Genomic DNA, 19,966 nt, shown 5'->3' on the forward strand with positions numbered 1-19,966 from the left:
ACGCGTCACCGGCGACGAAGGGGCGGAAGCCGCGTCGCGACAGCACCATGCCCCTGGCCGGGCATCTCATCGAGTTGCGCAAGCGACTCGTCTTCGCCGCCGGCGCTCTCGTCCTCGGCATGGTGATCGCGTTCTTCGTCACCGACCCGATCCTGCACTTCGTCACCGGGCCCATCCGTCAGGTCGCCGAGGAACGGGGCAAGGACCTCGTCGGGTTCACGTTCTCGTCGGTGACCGCGCCGTTCGACCTGCGCATGCGGATGGCGTTCTCGATCGGCATCTTCCTCTCCGCGCCCGTGTGGCTGTGGCAGATCTGGGCCTTCATCATGCCCGGTCTCACGCGGAAGGAGATCAGGTACACGATCGGTTTCGTCGCGTCGGCCGTCCCGTTGTTCTTCGCCGGTTGCTACGTGGGCGTCCTGGTCATGCCGCACATCATCGAGTTGATGGCGGGCTTCACACCTGAAGGTGCGCAGAACCTCTACAACGCGCAGGATTACTACGACTTCATCTTCAAGCTGATGATCGTCATCGGGGTCTCCTTCATCATCCCGGTGTTCCTCGTGGCCCTGAACTTCGCCGGCATCATGTCCGGCCGGGCGATTCTGAAGGCCTGGCGGATCGCGATCCTGATCGCGTGCCTGTTCGCGGCCCTGGCGACGCCCGCCGCCGACGTGGTGAGCATGCTCATGCTCGCCGGCATCCTGATCGTGCTGTACTTCGCGGCAGCAGGGCTGTCGATGCTCTTCGACAGGCGCAAGCACAAGCGCCAGCAGGAGTTCCTCGAGGAGTCCACGGTATGACGTCGCCGGCGGATCGATACGCCGCCGCCCGCGCCGCTCAGGACCACCCCGCCACGACCGCCTTCGCGGCGATGCAGCGCTTTCAGCTGGATCCGTTCCAGATCGAGGGCTGCCATGCCCTGGAGCGCGGCAGCAGCGTCCTCGTTGCGGCGCCCACCGGTGCCGGCAAGACGATCGTGGGCGAGTTCGCGATCCACCAGGCGATGTCGACTCCGGCGGACAAGGCGTTCTACACGACGCCGATGAAGGCGCTGTCGAACCAGAAGTTCCGAGAGCTCGTCGACGTGTACGGCGCGGACCAGGTGGGCCTGCTCACCGGTGACGTCAACATCAACGGCTCGGCCCGCATCGTGGTGATGACCACCGAGGTGCTGCGCAACATGATCTACGCGGATTCCCGCGCCCTCGAGGATCTCCGCTACGTGATCATGGACGAGGTGCACTACCTCGCCGACCGCTTCCGCGGCGCGGTGTGGGAAGAGGTCATCATCCACCTCCCGCAGAGCGTGCGGCTCGTCGCGCTGAGTGCGACGGTGTCCAACGCCGAGGAGTTCGGCGATTGGCTGGACACGGTCCGCGGCAATACCGAGGTGATCGTCTCCGAGATCCGTCCGGTGCCTCTGGAGCAGCACGTGCTCGTGCGAGACGACCTGCTCCCGCTGTTCGACGACCGCGCCGGGATCGCGACCGCGCAGGTCAACCAGGAGCTGCTCCGGATCCGCTCGTTCGGTGGGGCCAACTACGAGCGCAACCGCGATGCCCAGCAGTACCGCAGTGCGCGCCACGCGGGTGCCCAGGGGAGACGACCGCAACGCGGGGGCAAGCGCCCCGTGCGCTCGGCCAATGTGCGCCGCATCGAGCGGCTCGACCGCCCCCAGGTCGTGGACCTGCTGGACCGCGCGAACCTGCTGCCGGCGATCTTCTTCATCTTCAGCCGCGTCGGCTGCGATTCCGCGGTGCAGCAGGTGCGGCGCTCCGGGCTGCGGCTGACCACGGTGGAGGAGCGTCGCGAGATCCGCGCGATCGTCGAGGATCGGGTGCGCACCCTGCGCGACGAGGACCTCGCGGTGCTCGGTTACTGGGACTGGCTGGACAACCTGGAGCGCGGAGTCGCCGCGCACCACGCGGGGCTGCTGCCGGCGTTCAAGGAGGTCGTCGAAGACCTCTTCAAGCAGCGCCTGCTCAAGGTCGTCTTCGCGACGGAGACGCTCGCCCTGGGCATCAACATGCCGGCGCGCACTGTCGTGCTCGAGCGCATGGAGAAGTTCAACGGTGAGGCGCGGGTCGCGATCACTTCGGGGGAGTACACCCAGCTCACGGGTCGTGCCGGCCGCCGCGGCATCGACGTCGAGGGGCATGCCGTCGTGCAGTGGACCGAGGGCATGGACCCGCAGGCCGTCGCCGCCCTCGCCTCGCGGCGCACCTACCCGCTGAACTCCAGCTTCCGGCCCACATACAACATGGCGGTGAACCTGCTGGACCGGTTCGGGCGCAACCGCTCTCGCGAGGTCCTCGAGTCGTCGTTCGCCCAGTTCCAGGCCGACCGCGCGGTCGTCGGACTCGCGCGCACGGTGCGCGAAGCCGAAGCATCGCTGGAGGGCTACCTCGGGTCGATGACCTGCGACCGTGGTGACTTCACGGAGTACTCGGGGATCCGGCGCGAGCTCAGCGATCTGGAGAAGAAGAACCGCGCCGATCAGCAGGCGCCGCGCGCGGTGCGCGAGAAGCGACTGCATCAGATCGAGTCGCTCCGTCGCGCGATGCAGCGCCACGCCTGCCACCGCTGCCCGGATCGCGAACAGCATGCGCGTTGGGCTGAGCGGTACTGGAAGCTCAAGCGGGAGACCGACCGCACCCGACGCCAGATCGAGAACCGCACGGGCACGGTCGCCCGCGTCTTCGACCGGGTGCTCGACGTGCTCACCGAGGTCGGCTATGTGCAGGGGGGCGGAGACCAGCTCACCCTCACCGACGCGGGCCGCACCATGCAGCGCATCTACGGGGAGCGGGACCTGCTCGTGGCGGAGTCGCTCCGGCGGGGACTGTGGGACGGTCTGGACGCGCCGTCCCTCGCCGCCATGGCCTGCGCCCTCGTATACGAACCCCGGCGCGACGACGGCTCGATCGACCCCCGCGATCTGCCACGCGGCCGCTTCCGCATCGCCTGGGAGCGCACGCAGGAGCTCTGGGCAGAGCTCGACGACCTCGAGCACGACAACCGGCTACCAGGATCCGATCGTCCCTCGGCGGGACTCGCCGGCGCGATGCACGCCTGGGCGCGGGGGATGTCGCTCGATGCCGTGCTGGAGGATGCCGACATGGCAGCCGGGGACTTCGTGCGCTGGGCGAAGCAGACCATCGATCTGCTGGACCAGCTCTCCATCGTCGCGCCGAACGCCGACACCGCGCGCACGGCCCGTGCCGCGCTCGACGGTGTCCGCCGCGGCATCGTCGCCTACTCCTCGATGTGACCGTGACCGCCCGCATCGCCGAGCCCGCCGAGGCACGCTCCACGCGCCCTGCATCTCGCCCTGTGCTGCCGCTCTGGGCGGCGCTGCTCGCCGCGGCGACCGCAGGGGGGCTTCTCAACCTGGCGTTCCCCGCGCTGTCGGTGTGGATCGCTGCGTTCCCCGCCGTGGCTCTCCTCCTCGTCGCGCTGATCGGACGCCGCACTTGGTCCGCCCTGCTGGTGGGGTTCGTGTATGGCGCAGTGCTGTTCCTGGTCCTCGTCTCCTGGACGGCGCGCTACCTGGGGCCGATACCGTGGCTCGCTCTGGGCCTGCTCGAGGCGGCGCTGACGGCGGTCGCCCTGATCCCAGTGACGCTCGCGTACCGCTGGATCCCGGTGCTGGTCCGTCCGGGTCTGCTCCGCGCCGGCATCCTCTCCGTGGTGGCGGCGGCCCTGTGGATCGGCCGCGAGCTGTTCCTCGGGAACTGGCCCTACGGCGGGTTCCCCTGGGCGCGCATCGCCTACACGATGTCCGACACCGCGGCGGCGCGGGTGACGAGCTGGATCGGGATCAGCGGACTCGGATTCCTGATGGTGCTCCTCGTGGCGTTCCTCGTCGAACTCGCACGCAGTCGCCCGCGTTCGCGCGGCGCGGCGGTGGTGCCGCCGATCGTGCTGGTGGCGCTGCTCGCGCTCCTTCCGGCGTTCCCCACCGCAGCGGACGGCACGATGCGGATCGGCGCAGTGCAGGGCAACGGTCCGACCGGGTATTTCGACAAGCGCGAGCCACTCGACGTGCTGACCGCGCAGGCGGCGGCGACGGAGCCGCTGTACGGCAAGCGCATGGATCTGCTGGTCTGGCCGGAGGGCGGTCTCGACGGCGATCCGTTCCAGTACCCGGTGCTGTCGGACGCGCTCGACGGGATCGCCACACGCGCGCAGGCACCGATCCTCGCGAATGCGGCCACGCAGAAGGGCGAGCTGTTCTACAACACCTCGTTCCTGTGGCCGACCGACAATCACCGCACGCTGGCGAGGGGTGACGTGCAGACGCATTCGAAGCGGCACCCCGTGCCGTTCGGCGAGTACGTGCCCGATCGTGCGTTCTACAACGCGATCGTGCCGGATCTGATCGGCCTGATCGGCCGAGGGTACACGCCGGGCGTCGATGCACCGACCGTGCGCGTGGGCGCGAAGACGGTGGGGCTGGCCATCTGCTTCGACGTGATCTATGACGAGGTCATCGCCGAGGGCATCGACGGCGGTGCCCAGGTGCTGGTGTTCCAGACGAACAACGCGGACTTCCGCGGCACGGTCGAGAACCTGCAGCAGCTCGGGATCGCGCGCATGCGGGCCGTCGAGACCGGGCGAGCGGTCGTGAACATCTCCACGGTCGGCACCAGTCAGGTGATCCGTGCCGACGGCTCCACGCAGGCCTCTCTGGACGAGGATCGCCCCGGTGCACTGCTCGAAGATGTCGAACTGCGCACCGGGGCGACTGCGGGTGTGCTCATCGGGCCCTGGCTGGAGCAGGTCCTGCTGTGGGGCGGGCTGCTCGTGGTCGTCGTCGCGGGTGTGTCCGGTCGGGTACGACGGGGCCGGTCGGAGGCTTAGGCGCCGATCCGTTCGCGGGTCGGGTCTTCGCCGGCGCCGCGACGTGCGCGGATGAACGCGAGGCGCTCTTCCAGGAGTTCCTCGAGCTCGGCACGGGTGCGGCGCTCCAGAAGCATGTCCCAGTGCGTGCGTCCGCCCTTGTCGCCGTCCGCCGCGATCTCGACGGACTTGCCGTCGATCTGCAGTCGGGCGTCAGCGCCGCACGCGCGGCACTCCCAGGTGGCCGGCGGCTCGGCATCGGCCGCGAACATCAGTGTGGTCACGTGGCCGCAGGTGTCGCAGGAGTATGCGGTCTGCTGGCGTTCCATGAAGACGACGCCCTCTTCGCTCTGAAGGCTCTGGGCGCCGAGTCGGATTCCCCGAAGGCTGCGATCTGCCATTGTGTGGTCCTCTCGTCGCCCTCAGGTATATCGGCCCGGGCTGTGCAGAAGGTGCGAAGGGGGCAAACCATGAAGGCTTTCACAGTCGATACCCAGCCCGGGAGCGCTCAGCCTGCGAAATGGGACTGGGTCCGCCGTACGACGAAACTGGATCTCAGTGCGGGGCGAGGGCCTTGATCGCGACGTCCGCACGATCGGTGACGATGCCGTCGGCGCCGGCGGACACCAGCGCGCGCATGCGTTCGGGGTCGTTGACGGTCCACACGTGAACCTCGACGCCGGCGTCGTGCGCGGCGCGCACGAGTGCCGGCGTGAACACCCGCACCGCACCGAACCGCTCGGGGATCTGCACGGCGTCCAGCCCTCGCAGTATGCGGCGCACCCAGCCGCGAAGACGCAGGGCCGACGCCAGACGCAGCAGCGCGATCGCGGTCCGCCCGCCGGAGGAAGCCGGCAGCACCTCGGCGCCCGCAGCCGCGGCGGCCTCCAGCGCGGCGCGACGGTTGCGGTCGTCGAAGCTCGTGAGCAGCACCCGATGCCCGTGCGCGGCCGCAGCGCGTCCCACGTCCCCGGCAGCTGCGAGCGCCTTCACATCCACGTTGAAGCGCAGCAGCGGGAAGGACTCGAGCGCGTCGGCGAGTGTGAGCAGTCCGCCGTGGGCGGCGAACAGCGCGACCAGCTCGGCCGTCGTGACCTCGGCGACCGGGCGGGGATCTCCGAGCAGTCGTTGCAGCGTCTCGTCGTGGAACAGCACGGCATCGCCATCAGCGGTCGCCCGGCAATCCGTCTCCACGTACTCCGCGCCCGCGGCGTCAGCGGCGGCGATGGCGAGAGCGGAGTTGTCGAACACGGACGAGTCCTCGCCCACCAGACCGCGATGAGCGAGGACTCGCGGCGCCGAGGCGCCCTGGAAGTACGGGTGCGTCACGCGGCGCCGTTTGAAGCTGACGCGGGAGGAGTGGCAGCAGCGGCAGCCGCCGCGCGCGTGGTCGGGACCGCCGCTGCGGGTGCCGTCGAGGTGAACGGAGTGGATCCGCCCGCCCCCGGCGTGAAGGCGCCGCCGAAGTTCTTCAGCGCCTCGGTGAACTCGCTCGGGATGATCCACAGCTTGCTGGACGCGCTCTCACTGATCTTCGGCAGCATCTGCAGGTACTGGTAAGCGAGCAGCTTGTCGTCGGGCTGGCCCTGGTGGATGGCGTTGAAGACGTTCTGGATCGCCTCCGCCTCACCCTCGGCGCGCAGCACCGCGGCCTGCTTCTCACCCTCGGCACGGAGGATGTCCGCCTGCCGCTGACCTTCGGCCTCCAGGATCTGCGACTGCTTGGTGCCCTCCGCAGTGAGGATCGCCGCACGACGGTCGCGCTCGGCGCGCATCTGCTTCTCCATCGAGTCCTGGATCGAGACGGGCGGGTCGATCGCCTTCAGCTCGACGCGGCCGACCCGGATGCCCCACTTGCCGGTCGCCTCGTCGAGGACGATGCGCAGCTGACCGTTGATGTTGTCGCGGCTGGTCAGCGCCTCCTCGAGGTTCAGTCCACCGACCACGTTGCGCAGCGTGGTGGTCGTGAGCTGCTCGACGGCGCCGAGGTAGTTCGCGATCTCGTAGGTCGCGGCGCGGGCGTCGGTCACTTGGAAGTACACGACGGTGTCGATCGACACCACGAGGTTGTCCTCGGTGATCACGGGCTGCGGCGGGAACGAGACGACCTGCTCGCGCATGTCGATGAGAGGGCGCAGGCGATCGATGAACGGCACGAGCAGGTTCAGGCCCGGCATCAGAGTCTTGTGATACCTGCCGAGCCGCTCGACGACGCCGGCGGTGGCCTGGGGGATGATCCTGACCGAACGGGCGATGGTCACCAGCACGAAGATGATGACGGCGATCGCCAGGATCCATCCGATGGCGGTGGGGATGAAGGACGCGCTGTCCATGAAGGGCTGCTCCTGTTTCTCCTAGACGTGGGTGGAACGGACGTACGCGGTGGCGCCTTCGATCCGCTCCACCGTCACGGGGGCGCCGGGGGAGAGGGGCGCGATGACGGGAGCCTCGGAGGCGAGGCGGGCGGTCCAGGTGTCGCCGTTGCTGAGCTTGACCTGACCGGTGAGCGTCGTGACCTCGAGCAGCACAGTGCCGTGCAGCCCGATCAGTGCAGCGACGTTGGATCGGGTCTGGTCCTCGCCGCGATGGAGGCGACGCAGCAGCGGCGGGCGCAGCACGAAGATGAGCAGCACGGCGGCGAGAGCGGCGATGATCACCTGCACCCAGACGGGCCATCCGGTGAGCGTGGAGAGCAGGCCCACGGCCGATCCGAGTCCGAGCATGAGGAAGGTCATGTCGAGAGTGAAGATCTCGATGACGAAGAACAGGACCATGAGGACCAGCCAGCCGATCCACGCCCAGTCCTGGAACATCTGCAGGATCGTGTCCATACCGCCCCCTCTTTTTGCCAACCTATCACGCGGTCAGTGCGCCTCTTCCGCGTCACTCTCCGCGGAATCACGCGGATTGGTAGGGTGTTCTGGTCCCACCCGCGCGCCGCGTGCGCACCCTCTCCGAGGAGTCCCCGTGTCTCAGACCCTTCCCGCAGAATCGCTGACCGGCAAGGTCGCCCTCGTCACCGGATCCTCCCGTGGCATCGGCGCCGACACGATCCGGTATTTCGCGGAGGCGGGGGCGGACGTCGTCATCAACTTCCGCAACAAGGCTCCGCGCGCGGAGAAGCTCGCCGGCGAGGTGCGGGCGCTGGGCCGCCGCGCGCTGGTGATCGGCGCCGATCTGACGGATCCGACCTCTGTCGCCGGGATGTTCGACGCGGTGAAGGCGGAGTTCGGCGGGCTGGACGTGCTGGTGCTGAATGCCTCCGGAGGCATGGAGGCGAACATGGGTGAGGACTACGCACTGCGCCTCAACCGCGACGCCCAGGTCAACGTGCTGGAGACCGCGCTTCCCCTGCTGCGCGAGGGCGGGCGCATCGTCTTCGTCACCAGCCACCAGGCCCACTTCATCCGGACCACGCCGACGATGCCGGAGTACGTGCCGGTCGCGCTGTCCAAGCGTGCCGGCGAGGACGCGCTGCGCGAGCTGATCCCCACGATCGAGGCGCAGGGCGTCGAGTTCGTCGTCGTCTCAGGCGACATGATCGAGGGCACCATCACGGCGACGCTGCTCGAGCGCGCGAACCCGGGCGCGATCTCGCAGCGTCGCGAGTCGGCGGGGCGTCTGTACAACGTCGCCGAGTTCGCCGCTGAGGTGGCATTGGCGGCCGTCGAGCCCGTGCCCGCCGACCACACCCGTCTGATCGGCGACGTCAGCGGGTTCGTCGCCGAGTAGTCCGAACACGCGGAAGCGGCCCGGAGCAGATGCGCCGGGCCGCTTCCGCGTGCAGGAGGAGTCAGAGACCGGCAGCGTCCGCGACGGCCTTAGCGTCCTTCGCGATCGTGATCGCGCGCACGATCTGCATGACGCCGAGCACGACGAGCGAGATGCCGAGGAACAGCCAGAAGAACGGCACGGCTGCGAGCCCCAGGCTGATCACAGCGATGCCCGCCACGATGCTGAGCAGCGCGTAGAGCAGCGTCCAGGTCCTGGACCCGTCCTGCCCCATGAGGCTCAGCGAGACGACGCCGTCGAAGATCCAGCTGACGCCGATGAAGATCACGGTGACGAGCGCGAACGCGACGGTCGCCGCCTGGATGTTCGAGAACGCGATGACGCCCGCGACGATGTAGAGGAGTCCGAGGGCGATGTGGCCGACTCGGGCCCAACCGGACTTCGCGGCGCTGAAGATGCCGAGGCCGATGTAGACGACGCCGGCGACGATCAGATAGGCGGCAACGATTCCGGTGAGGACGAAAGCCGTCTTGACCGGCCACACCAGCATCACGATGCCCGCGATGAGTGCGATGATGCCGGACACGGCGAGGAAGATGCGAAGCGACTTCACGAGGCTCTTCGCATCGGCAACTGCTTCGGACATGGGGGACCCTTTCTGAGTAATCCCTGAGAATCTGGGATGGCCTTACTGTACCGCTCGGCACGGAAGGGATCCGCGAACCCCGCGCCGCCGTGCGAGGATCGGGGGATGAGCCCGGCCGCCGACGAGGATCACCTGCGGGATCTCGCCGCACTGCGAAGGGTCCGGGACCGCATCGATCGGGACTACGCCCAGCCGCTCGACGTCGAGGCCCTTGCCGCAGGGGTGCATATGTCGGCGGGGCATCTGAGCCGCCAATTCAAGATCGTCTACGGCGAGCCTCCGTACTCCTATCTGATGACCCGCAGGATCGAGCGGGCGATGGCCCTGCTGCGTCGCGGCGACGTGTCGGTGACGGAGGCGTGCTTCGCCGTCGGATTCCAGTCGCTCGGGACGTTCAGCACTCGGTTCTCGGAACTCGTCGGTGTCTCCCCGAGCCGCTATCGCGCCGACCCGGGCCTGGGACCGGGGATCCCGTCGTGGATCGAGAAGCAGGCCACCAGACCGATCAGGAATCGAGAAGCCCCGCAGGAGCCACCCGCGTAGCGTGAGCGGCATGGACATCCTGATCAACGCCAGCTTCCTCCCGCACACCGATGCCGAGGAGTCGCTCCACTTCTACCGCGATGTGCTCGGGTGGGAATTGCGCAAGGACGTCGGTTACCAGCAGATGCGCTGGCTGACGGTGGGACCGGCGAACCAGCCGGACACCTCCATCGTGCTCACCCCGCCGGCGGTGGATCCGGGCATCAACGACGACGAGCGGCGCACGATCCTGGAGCTCATGGCGAAGGGCAGCTTCGGGGGAGTGGTGCTCGCGACGGAGAATGTGGACGCGGCGTTCGCCGAGATCGAGTCGCGCGGCGGCGACGTCGTGCAGGAGCCGATCGACCAGCCCTATGGGATCCGCGACTGCGCGTTCCGTGACCCGGCTGGCAACATGATCCGTCTGCAGCAGGTGGGCTGAAGCCTGCGCGGTGCCCCCGGCGACGACGCCGGGCACCGCTATCCTGTGACGCGCCCCTTGCCACCCCGTCCGATCCGGAGAATCACGCCGATGATAGAGCCGCACGTCGCCGACACTCACGATGTGATCCGGGTGCAGGGCGCCCGGGAGAACAACCTGAAGGACGTCTCGATCGAGTTGCCGAAGCGCCGGCTGACGGTGTTCACCGGAGTGTCGGGTTCGGGTAAGAGCTCGCTCGTGTTCGACACGATCGCCGCCGAGTCCCGGCGCATGATCGACGAGACCTACAGCGCCTTCGTCCAGGGTTTCATGCCCTCGGTACCGCGCCCCGACGTCGACGTGCTCGAGGGGCTGACCACGGCGATCCTCGTCGATCAGGAGCGCCTCGGCGCGAACCCGCGTTCGACCGTGGGCACCGTCACGGACGCGAATGCGATGCTGCGGATCCTGTTCTCCAAGCTCGGAACGCCGTACATCGGCGGGCCGACGGCGTTCTCCTTCAACATCCCCACTCAGAAGGCCAGCGGCGTGATGACCGGGCCCGGCGGCGAGAAGAAGATCGTCAAGGATGCGATCTACCTCGGCGGCATGTGCCCGCGGTGCGAGGGCAGAGGGGTGGTTTCGGATCTGGATCTCACCCAGGTCGTCGATGAGACCCGGTCGCTGAACGACGGCGCGATCATGGTGCCCGGGTACACCGCCGACGGCTGGATGGTTCGTCAGTTCGCCGAGTCGGGCTTCTATCCGGCGGACCGGCCGGTCTCGACATTCACGGAGAAGCAGCGTCAGCTGTTCCTGTACGGCGAGATCACCAAGGTCAAGATCAACGGGATCAACATCACCTACGAGGGACTCATCCCGAAGATCACGAAGTCCATGCTGTCGAAGGACATCGACGCGCTGCAGCCGCACATCCGCGCCTTCGTCGAGCGGGTCGCCACGTTCGCGGTCTGCCCGGAGTGCGACGGCACACGGCTCACCGAGGGGGCGCGTTCCTCGAAGATCGACGGCGTGAGCATCGCGGATGCCTGCCGCATGCAGGTCACCGACCTCGCCGCATGGGTGCGTTCGCTCGACCTCCCCGGTGCCGGACCCCTGCTCGAGGCGCTGCGGGCCAACCTGGACGCATTCGTCACGCTGGGACTCGGCTATCTCTCTCTCGAGCGGCCGAGCGGCACGCTCAGCGGGGGAGAGGCGCAGCGGATCAAGATGCTCCGCCACCTCGGATCCTCGCTCACCGATGTCACCTACGTGTTCGACGAGCCCACGATCGGCCTGCATCCGCATGACATCCAGCGCATGAACCGGCTGCTCGAGCAGCTGCGCGACAAGGGCAACACCGTGCTGGTCGTCGAGCACAAGCCCGAGACCATCGCGATCGCCGACCACGTGGTCGACCTCGGGCCCGGTGCGGGCTCTGCCGGTGGCGAGATCTGCTTCGAGGGCACGGTTGAGGGGCTGCGGGCCAGCGGCACGCTAACCGGACGGCATCTCGACGACCGTGCGACGCTCAAGCCCTCGGTGCGGGAGCGGACGGGGGCGATCGAAGTGCGCGGAGCCACGACGAACAACCTGCAGGGCGTCGACGTCGACGTGCCGCTCGGCGTCCTGACCGTGGTGACCGGTGTCGCAGGCTCCGGCAAGAGCTCGCTGATCCACGGCTCCGTGGCCAAGGGCGAGGGCGTCGTCTCGATCGACCAGACGGCCATCAAGGGCTCCCGTCGCAGCAACCCCGCCACCTACACAGGGCTCCTGGAGCCGATCCGCAAAGCGTTCGCGAAGGCCAACGGCGTGAAGCCGGCGCTGTTCAGCGCGAACTCCGAGGGCGCCTGCCCTACATGCAAGGGCGCGGGGGTGATCGTCACAGAGCTCGGCTTCATGGACACGGTGGAGAGTCCCTGTGAGGACTGCGACGGAAAGCGCTTCCAGGCAGCGGTGCTCGAGTACAAGCTGGCCGGGAAGGACATCACCGAGGTTCTCGATATGCCCGTGGCGCAGGCGCACGAGTTCTTCCGTGGGGGAGAGGCCAAGATTCCCGCCGCGGTGACGATCCTGAGCCGCCTCGGGGATGTCGGCCTGGGTTACCTCTCGCTCGGCCAGCCGCTGTCGACGCTGTCGGGCGGCGAGCGTCAGCGCATCAAACTCGCGACCCAGATGGCCGACGGCGCCGCGACCTATGTGCTGGACGAGCCGACGACGGGTCTGCACCTGGCCGACGTGCAGAACCTGCTCGGGCTGCTGGACCGCCTGGTCGACTCCGGCAGATCCGTGATCGTGATCGAGCACCACCAGGCCGTGATGGCGCACGCCGACTGGATCATCGACGTCGGCCCTGGTGCCGGCCATGACGGTGGGCGCATCGTCTACGAGGGCACTCCGGCCGACCTCGTCGCGGCGAAGTCGACCGTGACGGGGGAGCACCTCGCCGCCTACGTGGGTGCGTGAGGGGGCGACGATGGCAGACCTCCGGATCTCGACGCGCAACTCGCGGTTCCAGCTGCTCGAGGCGCTGACGCGCAACCGCAACCACCGCTCACGCGAGCACCGCTTCGTGGTGCAGGGCGTTCGACCGATCTCGCAGGCGATCGAGCACGGCTGGACGATCCTCACCGTGATCCACGACGCACAGCGCACGCTGTCGCCGTGGGCCCGGGACGCGCTGCAGCAGGCGCAGGAGACGATCGCGATGAGCCCGGCCCTGCTCGCCGAGCTGGCGGACAAGGACGAGGGTGCCACCGAGATCATCGCCGTGGTGGCGATGCCGCCGGACGACCTGTCCCGGATCCCGGTGCCGCGCGACTTCCTCGGGATGGTGTTCGACCGGCCCACGCAGCCCGGCAACATCGGATCCATCCTGCGCTCCATGGACGCGCTCGGCGGGCACGGTCTGATCGTCTCGGGTCATGCGGCCGATCCGTACGACCCGAAGTCGGTCCGCGCCTCGACGGGGTCGCTGTTCGCGACGCCCGTGGTCCGCGCGGCATCGGGCGGCCCGGTCTTCGACTGGGTGCGAGATGTTCGCGCGCAGGGCACGCCGCTCACGCTGGTCGCGACCGACGAGCACGGCGATGTCGATGTGTGGGACTACGACTTCGCCCAGCCCTCGCTGGTGCTGATCGGCAATGAGACGACCGGCCTCGCGCGCGGATGGCGCGAGGCCGCGGACGTGATCGTCCGCGTGCCGATGAGCGGTTCCGCGAGCTCGCTGAACGCCTCGAACGCCGCCACACTCATGCTTTACGAGGCCGCACGGCAGCGCGCGGCCATGCGGGGGAGCGCGTGAACCGGGTGAGAGGGACTCCTGTCGCGCTGTGCGTCATCGCGACCGCTGTCCTGCTGTGCGGATGCGGCGCGCAGAGCGTCACCGGGGCAGATCCGACCGCCGTCGCGGCCACGCCATCGCCGTCGCCCACGCCTGCGGACCCGGCCGTCGAGGAGGCTCAGCAGCGAGCAGATCTGTGGCTCGCGACGGGGTCGGTGACTCCGGGCGCGGTGCGCGTCGAAAGCACAGGGGCTGCCTTCTCGTCGTATCAAGGCTGGGTCTGCACGTCGACGATCACGGAGAAGGGCTTCTGGACTGTCACGGGCACGACGGTCGTGGACGTAGCGAACTGGATGATGGATCACCCGACGCCGGGACTCCTGGCGAACCGCACGAGTCATCTCGATCCCGATCGTCCGGCTGATGGCGTTCTGATCGGCAACGTGCCGCGACGAGGCGCCCTCGAAGGTGTTGTCTTCACCGTGCAGTCGATGCCCGACGGTGGTGTCGCGATCCGCGCGGAGATTGGTGCCGAGGCGAAGAACGCGACGTGTCCAACTCCGCCCGGCGGTGGCCGGTGGGGAGAACCAGGAATGGGTTGAGGGGCGACGTTATGTCAGCTTTTCGGGCCCCCGTCGCCGGGCTCTCGGGGAGGAGCGCGCCGATCCGTCTCGGACGCGGTTGTCCTGCCCAAGGTGCTCGCGCCGAAGACCCCGGGTCCCGTTGATCGCACGGGAAACCGCGTACGATCCGATGCGCGCGCGAGGACAGCGACCGAGACAGCTCCCGTACGTGGCGTTGCATCGTCGCCGCGTCCGACCGTCCATTTTTCGACCGTGCGCAGTCTCCGCGGCGCCTTCGATATCGCCGATAATGCACATTATGTCAGATAGAAGTTGAGCGGATGCCACTCCTCCAGCGCTCTACACGGATGTGCTGCCGCGGAGAATGCATTCGACCGCGTCTTCCAGGCCGTGCTCCGTCAGCTCAGGGGTCAGCATGCCGCTCACTGCCAGGCTGGCGTATCCGTTGAGGCTGACGCGGGCTTACTGCAGGCCGTCTTCGCAGTTGCCACCGGGGCGCTGTCTCGACCACAGTTCGTACTCGGATCCGTCTTCGGTTTGGACCAACCACGGCGGAAACCTGACGAATTCATCCATCGCGAGGCCCCACGTCGAGCCTGCCGCAGCCCGGTGGGTCTTGGCCCATTCGTACATCAGCTGACCGGTCTGAGACCAGTCCCGTTCGTTCATCTGCTGGGCGATGTCTGCCGGCATCGGTGCACTCTTCGGAGTGCTGTAGTCATACGTGCACGAATACGTTCGTCCGCTGTCGCTGACGTAGCTCAGCGAGATGGTGACGTTGACCGGGTATCTGAAGTCGCGCACGAGGTCCATCGTCGCGATGACAGCAGCAATGGCTACCGTGGGCGCGACGGCGATCGCGATGGCCGTGATGATCCACGGTGCGAGTCGTCGTCGAGCCGACCCGGTGACCGGCTGGACCGCGGTGCGGGCATCTCCGGCGGGTGTGGTGCGCTCTGAATCCGGCATGTTCTCACGATAACAACTATTGAACACGTTCGAAACAGTGCCGCTCCCCTGGTGACCGAGCCCGGCCAAGGCTCGCCCGTAACGCTCCCCTTCCGAATGCCTCGGCGCGCGCCTATGCGGTTCCGGCCGGTTCCTTCGCGTGCGCCGACGTCTGAGGATCGCGCCAGTACGTCTGGACTACGGCCCCCGTTGCCAGAATCACTTTCGACCTCGGGCGGTACCCCAGAACCTCGTATCTCCTGTCGTTGACGGGATTGGAAGACTCCAGATAAGTCGGGATGCCGAGCGCGTCGTAACGCGACAGTGCTGCGCGAAGCAGGCTCATGCCGTGCCCTCCCCAGCGCCACTCGGGTGCAACGCCGAGGAGTGTGAGGTACGCGTGCGGTTCATCGGGTCGGGCGGCTGCGAACCGCTCCCCTGCTTGAGCGAGCCGGTCCGCAGCGGCGGCGCCCAGAAGTTCGAGAGTCATGGCGTCATAGGCGTCATGGGATGCGTCGGAGACCTCATTCGCGCCGGGTGGCAACCAGACGGATACAGCCTTGAGGGCTGGTCCTGCGGCGACCGTGACCATCGAGTCCGGGAAGCGCAGCGCCTCGGTGCACATGAAGTGCCAGAACGCGTCGGCCACCGCGCGCCGCCGACCGGACTCGGGAAATGCAGGCCCCCACACCGGGTCATCCAGGAACGCGAGCGTGAGTATTCGCGCCATCTCGTCCACGTCGGCTGCGCGTGCAGCGCGCGCGTCCTGCCTGAAGTCGCCCTTGCCCATGCTCTCCTCGAATCCGTTCCCGTCTGCCGCGCTGGTCGCTATCGGAAGCAATGGCCGAGCGATGGCAACCCTAACGCTAGTGCCCTCAGCGTGCATTATGCTGCACTCATGGAATCTCGGCCAGACCCACTTGCGCAGGCCATCGGCGTGCGAGTCAAGCGCGAGCGCATCGCACGCGGATGGACACTCGACCAGTTGGCGGAGCGCTCCGGAGTGAGCCGACGCATGATCGTCAACGTCGAGCAGGGCGCCGCCAACCCGAGCCTGGAGACGCTTCTGCGGATCTCCGATGCTCTGGGTATGGGCTTGCCTGCGCTCGTCGAGCCGCCTGCGCCCAAGACCGCCAAGGTGACCCGTGCCGGCGAGGGGGCGACTCTATGGAGGGGCGAACAAGGCGGATTCGGAATGCTCATGGCCGGCACGGAGCCACCGAACGTCGTCGAGCTGTGGGAGTGGGTTCTCGCCCCCGGGGACCGCCATGAGAGTGACGCTCACGCCAGTGGGACCCGCGAGATGCTGCTCGTGACCGAAGGCGCGGTCACCGTCTCCGTCGGCAACGACGCCTACGACCTGGCGGTCGGTGACACGGTGTCGTTCTATGCGGACATCGAGCACACCTACGTCAACGCTCAGGATAGTCAGGCTCGACTGGTCCTCTGCGCATATGAGCCGGGCGTCGGGATCGCACATGGAGCGGAGACCGACAATGACTGAGACCTTCACATCGCAAGCGCAGGGATCCGCGGGCCCAGGTCGTGGCCGCCTTTCTCGAATCCCGGCGTGGACCATGGCCGTGGTGGCGATGATCTCGGTCCAGCTCTCCAATGCGCTCTCCGTGCCGGTCATCGAGCAGGTCGGCCCGGCGGGCACAGCATGGTTGCGCATGTGCTTCGGGGCGGTGTTCCTCTGGATCATCGCGCGACCCGCGATCCGTTCGCTGCGCGGCAAGGACATTCCTGCTCTGCTCGCACTGGGCGTCGTGACCGGATTCATGACGACCTGCTTTCTCGCCGCGGTCGAACGCATGCCGCTGGGCACGACCGTGGCGATCGAGTTCCTCGGGCCGCTCACTGTCGCAGGCCTGATGAGCAAGCGACGCCGGGCGCTCGTGTGGCCGCTGCTCGCGTTCGTCGGCGTCGTACTGCTCACCGAGCCTTGGCGCGGGAACTTCGATGCCGTGGGCGTCGGCTTCGCCGCCGCCGCCGGAACATGCTGGGGGCTCTACAACGTGCTCACTCAGCATGTCGGGGATCGGTTCTCCGGCATCAGCGGGCTGTCGCTGACCATTCCCGTCGCAGCTCTGACGACGCTGCCGATGGGCCTGCCCCAGGTCATCGGCGGGACGTTCACCTGGTGGGTGCTGCCCGCCGCGGCAGGTATCGCGTTGATCACGCCGGTGATCGCATTCGGTCTCGAGATGATGGCGCTGCGACGGATGTCTCACACCGCGTTCGGCACGCTGCTCTCCATCGAGCCCGCGTTCGGCGTCGTCATCGGGTTGCTCGTGCTGGCCCAGGCACCCAGCCTGGTGCAGGTCGTCGGGATCGCGATCGTCGTCATCGCCGGCGCGGCGGCTCAGCGCAGCGGCTCTCGCACCGAGGAGCCCACGGTCACCGACGCTCCTCCGTCCGCCAGTGAGAGCAGATAGTCCGTTTGTCCGACGGCGCGACCGTGCGGGCATCCTGCCTGCCGACCCGCAGCGGCAGGGGGATCCCGATGCCCTACGCTGACGGGGTGATGGCTGCACCCCGACGGATCCCTGCCGGCGCCGAGCTGGAAATCCTCATGCGACTGTACGGATACCGCTTCACGCGCACCGGTGGCGTGGTCGGCGCCCAGGCATCGAACGAGGCGATCGATGTGACGGCGGCCGAGTCGTCCGGCTGGCCGGTCCGTGTCATCGAGCGGATCCGGCCGGTCGATATCGTCGAGCGCTCGATCGCCGCCGCATCGGTGCTGGACGAGGCAGCCGTGCTCGGCGCCTTCGTCGCAGGCCTCGGCAGTGCCCCGCACGGACGCCAGATCCTGATCTCCTTCGCCTGGGCACGGCATCTCGCGTCTGCGCCTGCGGCCGAGAACGGGTTGCCCGATTGCGGTCTGGACGCGCGTTCGGAGGATGCCTACGAGCTGGATTCGACCGAGGTGCTGCTGCGTCTCGCGCTCGGCTGGGCCTGGAACGAGCAGCCGCATCGCTATCTCCCCGATCTCGAGACCGCGGTCGCGGCGGGCCTCCCCTCCCCCACGGTCGATGACAAGGAGCGGCTACGCGCTTTGCTCGAGGTGATCTCAGCCCAGCCCGACGGCAGTCGCGCAAGCGAACTCGAGAAGGCGGTCGCGCGCGCGAAAGTCGTATCGGGCACAGACAAGTACCAGCGATATGGCATCCTCATCGGGCTCGCCGAGTACGGATTGCTGCCAAGCACTCTCGACCCCAGCTGGGACAGGTTCGTGTCTCGCCGCGAGATCGCCGAGGCTTGGTCTGGCGGACCTCGATCGGACATCACGCCGCCCCTGTCCGGCTGGCGCGGCGGAATCGACGCGGGACGGGCGGCGCGGCTGCTTGCCTTATGAGGATCCCCATGCTGGCGGAACCTCGGCGCAACAAGAAGCGGGCGTCCCGGCACGTGAGTGCCGAGGACGCCCGCTTGCCGTGAAGTCTCAGAGAGCCTGGATGTTCGCAGCCTGCATGCCCTTGGGGCCGCGCTCGGAGTCGAACGAGACCTTCTGGTTCTCTTCGAGGTTGCGGTATCCGTTACCGGTGATCGCGCTGAAGTGCGCGAAGACGTCGGCGCTGCCGTCGTCGGGCGCGATGAATCCGAAGCCCTTTTCGGTGTTGAACCATTTGACGGTGCCAGTGGCCATGTCGTCATTCCTTCTTGTCTGGGACCCGTTGAATGGTCCGCGAATCCGCGACGAGGCCGTCGGGAAATCTGGGGTGGCGCGTTCCGGCGCCAGGGTTCGTCCGTGAACGGACGGGCTGAGAGGGGTCCACGCGAGTCCCGGGGCCGGTGTCGGCCACGAGTCGGATACGGGAACAGCAGGAGAGATCAGAGAACCAACCGGTCAGAATGCATCACAATGGCTGACGCAACCAGAGTCACTGAACTGAATACCCGCTCGATCGATGATCGAGCCCAGAAGCTGGTCCGGAGCAGGACTCCGGCAGAAACCGCAACTTCAACAACCTGGGCAACAGCCTATCCCTTCCCACCTGGGTGAAGGCCCAGAGCGTCACCGATCATGCAGGTCCGTCAGGATGTGCCAGGTCGTAGGCACGAGACACCATCTTCGGTACGACCATGCGCCACGCGTCGACGACGAACTCGCGTGCCTCCCCCGGGTCGAGCGCCGCGAGTTCGGAACGCACCCAATGGAATCGCATGTCGGACGGCGACGGCAGCTGGAATTTCTCGGGTTGACCTCCGACGAGTCCTTCGCGCAGTTCTTTGGGGAAGCCGAACTCCATCGTCCGTTCGTCCGCCGAGAACGCGACATACACGAGCTGACCGACGCGGAACTTCAGCCGCCCTCGGACGTAGACCTCGTACGAGCGTTCCAAGGTGGATCCGAGTGCGCGTACATCCTCGATCGTCGCCATGCTCGACCTCCTTGCGTCGAGAATAGGCCGGTCAGGGAGTGGGATCCCGCACGGTGAGCAGTGAACGACCGTGTGTGCCTTCCTTCGTCACCGTGCCGGTCTCGACGAACCCGAGCTTCTCCAGCGCGCGCCGTGACGCGAGGTTCCAGTCCCACACGCTCGCCCAGAGGCGCGCATGCCCGGACGCGCCGGCCCAGGCGATCACCGCGCGACCGGCTTCTGTGGCGTACCCGTGGTTGTGCACCTCGCGGAGGAGCTCGAAGGCCAGTTCCGGCTGGTTCGCATCGACCGTGCCGTCGAACACCACACCGCAGTATCCGATCGCCTCACCGGTCGCGCGGAGCACCACGGTGAGCAGACCGGGAGCCTCCTGACCGCTCCCCCGACGGATGTCCTTCGCGATATCGGCGACAGTCGGTCGCCCCTCCGCGTCGAGTCGACGGTGGGGAGGAACGCGCTCATCGCGCTCGGTCCACAGCTGATGGAACACGAGGGCGTCTGCTTCCTGCTGCGGTCGCAGGATCAGGCGCTCGGTCGTCAGCGTCGGACGCGTGCTCTCGGCCATGATGCCATCCTCGCATCGGTGTGCACGGTCGG

The 19,966-nt window shown here is 67.7% G+C and carries 22 protein-coding genes; 12 read left to right on the top strand and 10 right to left on the bottom strand.

Annotated elements, in window-relative coordinates; genetic code table 11:
- Positions 1-47: 47 nt before the first annotated feature.
- The 3 genes from tatC to lnt are packed head-to-tail and all read left to right on the top strand — an operon-like array spanning position 48 to position 4,866.
- A complete protein-coding gene (gene tatC, locus ACTJI8_RS01940; protein ID WP_440732427.1) occupies positions 48-803 on the top strand; it encodes a twin-arginine translocase subunit TatC in 756 nt (251 codons plus the stop codon).
- Entirely contained in the window at positions 800-3,274 is a 2,475-nt protein-coding gene (locus ACTJI8_RS01945; RefSeq protein ID WP_440731724.1) for a DEAD/DEAH box helicase, read from the top strand. The genes tatC and ACTJI8_RS01945 overlap by 4 nt, the downstream gene beginning before the upstream one ends.
- 2 nt (positions 3,275-3,276) lie before the next feature.
- Positions 3,277-4,866, top strand: coding sequence for an apolipoprotein N-acyltransferase (gene lnt / locus ACTJI8_RS01950; protein WP_440731725.1), 1,590 nt, complete (start codon positions 3,277-3,279; stop codon positions 4,864-4,866).
- On the opposite strand, the gene ACTJI8_RS01955 is transcribed toward lnt, so the two are convergent.
- From ACTJI8_RS01955 to ACTJI8_RS01970, 4 genes are all read right to left on the bottom strand, one after another.
- Positions 4,863-5,246, bottom strand: a complete 384-nt coding sequence (locus ACTJI8_RS01955) for an RNA polymerase-binding protein RbpA (RefSeq protein WP_440731726.1) — start codon at positions 5,244-5,246, stop codon at positions 4,863-4,865. The two genes, lnt and ACTJI8_RS01955, sit on opposite strands and share 4 nt — an antisense overlap.
- 154 nt (positions 5,247-5,400) lie before the next feature.
- Entirely contained in the window at positions 5,401-6,174 is a 774-nt protein-coding gene (locus ACTJI8_RS01960) for a glycerophosphodiester phosphodiesterase family protein (RefSeq protein ID WP_440731727.1), read from the bottom strand.
- Positions 6,171-7,178 carry an SPFH domain-containing protein gene (locus ACTJI8_RS01965; RefSeq protein WP_440731728.1) on the bottom strand — a complete coding sequence of 336 codons (1,008 nt, stop codon included), beginning with the start codon at positions 7,176-7,178 and terminating at the stop codon, positions 6,171-6,173. Before ACTJI8_RS01965 ends, ACTJI8_RS01960 begins: the two co-directional genes overlap by 4 nt.
- A gap of 21 nt (positions 7,179-7,199) precedes the next feature.
- On the bottom strand, positions 7,200-7,676 hold the full coding sequence (locus ACTJI8_RS01970; RefSeq protein WP_440731729.1) for an NfeD family protein: 477 nt from the start codon (positions 7,674-7,676) through the stop codon (positions 7,200-7,202).
- A gap of 136 nt (positions 7,677-7,812) precedes the next feature.
- Here ACTJI8_RS01970 and ACTJI8_RS01975 point away from each other — a divergent pair, with 136 nt between their 5' ends.
- The gene (locus ACTJI8_RS01975) at positions 7,813-8,577 is read left to right on the top strand and encodes an SDR family oxidoreductase (RefSeq protein WP_440731730.1); all 765 of its coding nucleotides are present in this window, start codon (positions 7,813-7,815) and stop codon (positions 8,575-8,577) included.
- A gap of 61 nt (positions 8,578-8,638) precedes the next feature.
- Here the strand turns inward: ACTJI8_RS01975 and ACTJI8_RS01980 are convergent, their stop codons facing one another.
- Entirely contained in the window at positions 8,639-9,223 is a 585-nt protein-coding gene (locus tag ACTJI8_RS01980) for an HdeD family acid-resistance protein (RefSeq protein ID WP_440731731.1), read from the bottom strand.
- Between the two features lie 105 nt (positions 9,224-9,328).
- Between ACTJI8_RS01980 and ACTJI8_RS01985 the strand changes: the two genes are divergently transcribed.
- The 5 genes from ACTJI8_RS01985 (at position 9,329) to ACTJI8_RS02005 (ending at position 14,051) form a co-directional block, all read left to right on the top strand.
- Positions 9,329-9,766, top strand: coding sequence for a helix-turn-helix transcriptional regulator (locus tag ACTJI8_RS01985; protein WP_440731732.1), 438 nt, complete (start codon positions 9,329-9,331; stop codon positions 9,764-9,766).
- 10 nt (positions 9,767-9,776) lie between these two features.
- On the top strand, positions 9,777-10,187 hold the full coding sequence (locus ACTJI8_RS01990; protein ID WP_440731733.1) for a VOC family protein: 411 nt from the start codon (positions 9,777-9,779) through the stop codon (positions 10,185-10,187).
- 90 nt (positions 10,188-10,277) lie between these two features.
- A complete protein-coding gene (locus ACTJI8_RS01995) occupies positions 10,278-12,632 on the top strand; it encodes an ATP-binding cassette domain-containing protein (protein WP_440731734.1) in 2,355 nt (784 codons plus the stop codon).
- A gap of 10 nt (positions 12,633-12,642) precedes the next feature.
- Entirely contained in the window at positions 12,643-13,470 is an 828-nt protein-coding gene (locus ACTJI8_RS02000) for a TrmH family RNA methyltransferase (RefSeq protein WP_440731735.1), read from the top strand.
- Positions 13,471-13,664: 194 nt separating this feature from the next.
- Positions 13,665-14,051 (top strand): hypothetical protein, encoded by a 387-nt coding sequence (locus ACTJI8_RS02005; protein ID WP_440731736.1) that lies wholly within the window; start codon positions 13,665-13,667, stop codon positions 14,049-14,051.
- A 444-nt stretch (positions 14,052-14,495) separates the two neighbouring features.
- Here ACTJI8_RS02005 and ACTJI8_RS02010 read toward each other — a convergent pair whose 3' ends face one another.
- Positions 14,496-15,002, bottom strand: a complete 507-nt coding sequence (locus ACTJI8_RS02010) for a hypothetical protein (protein ID WP_440731737.1) — start codon at positions 15,000-15,002, stop codon at positions 14,496-14,498.
- Between the two features lie 112 nt (positions 15,003-15,114).
- The gene (locus ACTJI8_RS02015; RefSeq protein WP_440731738.1) at positions 15,115-15,771 is read right to left on the bottom strand and encodes a GNAT family N-acetyltransferase; all 657 of its coding nucleotides are present in this window, start codon (positions 15,769-15,771) and stop codon (positions 15,115-15,117) included.
- Positions 15,772-15,879: 108 nt separating this feature from the next.
- On the opposite strand from ACTJI8_RS02015, the gene ACTJI8_RS02020 reads away from it, so the two are divergent.
- The 3 genes from ACTJI8_RS02020 (at position 15,880) to ACTJI8_RS02030 (ending at position 18,342) form a co-directional block, all read left to right on the top strand.
- Positions 15,880-16,485, top strand: a complete 606-nt coding sequence (locus tag ACTJI8_RS02020) for a helix-turn-helix domain-containing protein (protein ID WP_440731739.1) — start codon at positions 15,880-15,882, stop codon at positions 16,483-16,485.
- Positions 16,486-16,573: 88 nt separating this feature from the next.
- The gene (locus ACTJI8_RS02025; protein WP_440732428.1) at positions 16,574-17,419 is read left to right on the top strand and encodes an EamA family transporter; all 846 of its coding nucleotides are present in this window, start codon (positions 16,574-16,576) and stop codon (positions 17,417-17,419) included.
- 5 nt (positions 17,420-17,424) lie between these two features.
- On the top strand, positions 17,425-18,342 hold the full coding sequence (locus ACTJI8_RS02030; protein WP_440731740.1) for a hypothetical protein: 918 nt from the start codon (positions 17,425-17,427) through the stop codon (positions 18,340-18,342).
- 87 nt (positions 18,343-18,429) lie between these two features.
- Here ACTJI8_RS02030 and ACTJI8_RS02035 read toward each other — a convergent pair whose 3' ends face one another.
- The 3 genes from ACTJI8_RS02035 to ACTJI8_RS02045 form a co-directional block, all read right to left on the bottom strand.
- Positions 18,430-18,633 carry a cold-shock protein gene (locus ACTJI8_RS02035; protein ID WP_440731741.1) on the bottom strand — a complete coding sequence of 68 codons (204 nt, stop codon included), beginning with the start codon at positions 18,631-18,633 and terminating at the stop codon, positions 18,430-18,432.
- Positions 18,634-19,009: 376 nt separating this feature from the next.
- A complete protein-coding gene (locus tag ACTJI8_RS02040) occupies positions 19,010-19,369 on the bottom strand; it encodes an MmcQ/YjbR family DNA-binding protein (protein WP_440731742.1) in 360 nt (119 codons plus the stop codon).
- Positions 19,370-19,400: 31 nt separating this feature from the next.
- Complete coding sequence (locus ACTJI8_RS02045) at positions 19,401-19,934, bottom strand: GNAT family N-acetyltransferase (protein WP_440731743.1); 534 nt, start codon at positions 19,932-19,934, stop codon at positions 19,401-19,403.
- Positions 19,935-19,966: the final 32 nt, after the last annotated feature.

The organism is Microbacterium sp. 22303 (assembly GCF_052045265.1).
Taxonomy (GTDB): Bacteria; Actinomycetota; Actinomycetes; order Actinomycetales; family Microbacteriaceae; genus Microbacterium.

Coding starts and splice junctions, on each gene's coding strand:
- tatC (WP_440732427.1), top strand. CDS start 48: ATGCCCCTGGCCGGGCATCTCATCGAGTTGCGCAAGCGACTCGTCTTC.
- ACTJI8_RS01945 (WP_440731724.1), top strand. CDS start 800: ATGACGTCGCCGGCGGATCGATACGCCGCCGCCCGCGCCGCTCAGGAC.
- ACTJI8_RS01955 (WP_440731726.1), bottom strand. CDS start 5,246: ATGGCAGATCGCAGCCTTCGGGGAATCCGACTCGGCGCCCAGAGCCTT.
- ACTJI8_RS01965 (WP_440731728.1), bottom strand. CDS start 7,178: ATGGACAGCGCGTCCTTCATCCCCACCGCCATCGGATGGATCCTGGCG.
- ACTJI8_RS01970 (WP_440731729.1), bottom strand. CDS start 7,676: ATGGACACGATCCTGCAGATGTTCCAGGACTGGGCGTGGATCGGCTGG.
- ACTJI8_RS01980 (WP_440731731.1), bottom strand. CDS start 9,223: ATGTCCGAAGCAGTTGCCGATGCGAAGAGCCTCGTGAAGTCGCTTCGC.
- ACTJI8_RS01985 (WP_440731732.1), top strand. CDS start 9,329: ATGAGCCCGGCCGCCGACGAGGATCACCTGCGGGATCTCGCCGCACTG.
- ACTJI8_RS01990 (WP_440731733.1), top strand. CDS start 9,777: ATGGACATCCTGATCAACGCCAGCTTCCTCCCGCACACCGATGCCGAG.
- ACTJI8_RS01995 (WP_440731734.1), top strand. CDS start 10,278: ATGATAGAGCCGCACGTCGCCGACACTCACGATGTGATCCGGGTGCAG.
- ACTJI8_RS02000 (WP_440731735.1), top strand. CDS start 12,643: ATGGCAGACCTCCGGATCTCGACGCGCAACTCGCGGTTCCAGCTGCTC.
- ACTJI8_RS02010 (WP_440731737.1), bottom strand. CDS start 15,002: ATGCCGGATTCAGAGCGCACCACACCCGCCGGAGATGCCCGCACCGCG.
- ACTJI8_RS02015 (WP_440731738.1), bottom strand. CDS start 15,771: ATGGGCAAGGGCGACTTCAGGCAGGACGCGCGCGCTGCACGCGCAGCC.
- ACTJI8_RS02020 (WP_440731739.1), top strand. CDS start 15,880: ATGGAATCTCGGCCAGACCCACTTGCGCAGGCCATCGGCGTGCGAGTC.
- ACTJI8_RS02025 (WP_440732428.1), top strand. CDS start 16,574: ATGATCTCGGTCCAGCTCTCCAATGCGCTCTCCGTGCCGGTCATCGAG.
- ACTJI8_RS02035 (WP_440731741.1), bottom strand. CDS start 18,633: ATGGCCACTGGCACCGTCAAATGGTTCAACACCGAAAAGGGCTTCGGA.
- ACTJI8_RS02040 (WP_440731742.1), bottom strand. CDS start 19,369: ATGGCGACGATCGAGGATGTACGCGCACTCGGATCCACCTTGGAACGC.
- ACTJI8_RS02045 (WP_440731743.1), bottom strand. CDS start 19,934: ATGGCCGAGAGCACGCGTCCGACGCTGACGACCGAGCGCCTGATCCTG.